Origin of the sequence: Streptomyces scabichelini (assembly GCF_011045015.1) — a bacterium.
Classification (GTDB): Bacteria; Actinomycetota; Actinomycetes; order Streptomycetales; family Streptomycetaceae; genus Streptomyces; species Streptomyces scabichelini.
In genome coordinates this window covers 1-2,201 of record NZ_JAAKZY010000444.1, presented here as the reverse complement: position 1 = coordinate 2,201, position 2,201 = coordinate 1, and the positions used below count along the sequence as shown (strand labels likewise).

Genomic DNA, 2,201 nt, shown 5'->3' with positions numbered 1-2,201 from the left:
AGAGACAGGGAGGGTGGTGGTTGCGGTGGGTACCGGGCCGTGGGACTGCTGCGGCGTGCTGGTTCCGTGTTGCGGGCCTTCGCCTGGGCTACTGTCCGTCGCCGTGCGGTGGTCGGCCGACCGACTTGGCGGTGAAGGGGCCGTGAAAGGTGCCGCCTCGGAAGTCGAGGTGGTCTCCGCTGTACGTGGGGGCGTCGGTGGAGCTGCGAAAAGGACGCCCCCGAGGGTCGGAGTCACGAGGCTGCGGGGCAGTCGACTTCGGTTGCAGCTCGCGGAGTACGGCGACCGCCGCCCTGGCCGCGTTCGCGGCGGCCCGGGGCTGTGAACCCCTGGCGTCTTCATTCGACTTGTCCGCATTGGCCTTGTCGCTGATGCCCCGGATGATCAACGCGCCCGCCTCACCGGCGAGGTGAACGGCGTGGGCGACGCCGGAGCTTTCCATCTCGATGGCGACGGCGTCGTTGTAGCTCGCCCTGATGCGCTGGGCGAGTTCGGAGTCGCTGTCCGCGAGGACGACGTCTCCGGCCGCGATCGGCTTGAAGTGGACCTTCCCGTTGAACTGGGCCTTCCCGCGCAACGCATCCTTGGCCGCCTGCTCCAGACGGTACGAGGCGCGCCAGGCCTCCGGCCGGTCCAGGAAGCCGTCGGGCGTCTGCTCGCCGCCGTGGATGGCGTACACCTTGGTCGCGACCACGACGTCGCCGATGCCGACGTCGTCCTTCAGACCGCCCGCGACCCCGACGAAGAGCACGGCCTCGGGGGCGAGCCACGTCATCACCCGCTCGGTGATCGTGGCGGCCGTGAGCGTGCCCTCGCCCATGTCGACCAGGGCGACGTGCCAGGGGGTGCCAGGGAGCTTCCCTCGCCTGGCCCGCGTGCCGGTGCGCTCATGCGTGAGCTTCTCGACATCCATGAGGTGGTCGAGTACGGCGTCGTATTCGAGGGACAGCGCGGTGAGGATCGCTACGGTGGGCATTGGCTCCGGCACGCTCTCAACGGTACTGCCAAGTTGCGTGTCCAGAGCGTGTGTTGGGCGGGGTGGGTGCGGCGTACCGTGATGTCACGCGATGTTCGGAGGCGGCACGGGGGACGGCGCGATGACGAACGGGTACGACGGGGACCATCTCGACTTCCGGGGAGGCGAGTTCACCGGTCCCTTCACCGCGAAGGCGGAGTACCACGAGCATGGTCCCGCGCCCACCGCGCTGGATGCCCTGCCCGCCAAGGCGGTCGGCTTCACCGGCCGGGACGGCGAACTGCGTGCGCTGCTGGACGCGTTCGACCCGTCCGCGCCCGAGAGGCCGACCGCCGTGCTGGTCGCGGCGGTGTCCGGCCTCGGCGGCATCGGCAAGACGGCGCTCGCGGTGGAGGCGGCGCACGAGGCGTGCGGGAGGGGATGGTTCACGGGCGGGGTGCTCTTCATGGACCTGCACGGGTACGACGACGATCGCGTGATGGCGGACCAGGCGCTGGAGGCCTTGCTGCGGGCGTTGGGTACGGCGCCGGAGCACATTCCGGCCACTGCGGACGAACGGGCCGCGCTCTACCGTTCGACCCTTGCCGAGCGTGCCCGGGAGCGGGGCGCGGTGCTGATCCTGGCGGACAACGCGTCCTCACCGGAGCAGGTGCGCCGCCTGCTTCCCGGCGACAAACGGCACCGTCTACTCGTCACCTCTCGCCACAAGTTGCCCCAACTGGGCGCGCGGCTCCTGCCGTTGGACGAGCTGACGCCGGAGGAGGCGTACGCCCTGCTCGACCGCGCCCTGCGGATCGCCGACCCGTCCGACAACCGCGTCGCGGACGGGGCCGAGGCAGCGGCGGAACTCGCCTCCCGCTGTGGGCATCTGCCGCTGGCCCTACAGATCGCGGCTGCTCTGCTGGTGCTGGACCGGGACAAGCCCGTAGCCGAACTCGTCGCCGAACTCACCGAGTTCCGCGACCGTCTCACCCACCTTGACGATGGCGAGCGGAGTGTCCGCGCCGCCTTCGACCTGTCATACCGACGTCTGCCACCCGAGCAGGCCCGCCTGCTCCGCCTGCTGTCCCTTGCCCCGGGGCCTGACGTGAGCACCGAGGTCGTCACCGTCCTGACCGAGGCAGACGCTCCGCCGACCCGCGCCCTGGACGCGCTGACGCGCACGCATCTCGTCGAGCGGGGGAACGGGCGGGGGAGCGTCTGCCTCGGTCAGGACGGTGACGAC

The 2,201-nt window shown here is 70.7% G+C and carries 1 protein-coding gene and 1 pseudogene; one reads left to right on the top strand and one right to left on the bottom strand.

The window, feature by feature from the left end; all coding sequences use genetic code 11:
- Window positions 1-88 precede the first annotated feature (88 nt).
- On the bottom strand, window positions 89-988 hold the full coding sequence (locus G5C60_RS50500) for a 5'-methylthioadenosine/S-adenosylhomocysteine nucleosidase family protein (RefSeq protein WP_338146164.1): 900 nt from the start codon (window positions 986-988) through the stop codon (window positions 89-91).
- A 109-nt stretch (window positions 989-1,097) separates the two neighbouring features.
- On the opposite strand from G5C60_RS50500, the pseudogene G5C60_RS50495 reads away from it, so the two are divergent.
- Window positions 1,098-2,201, top strand: a pseudogene (locus G5C60_RS50495) (NB-ARC domain-containing protein); the annotation flags it as partial.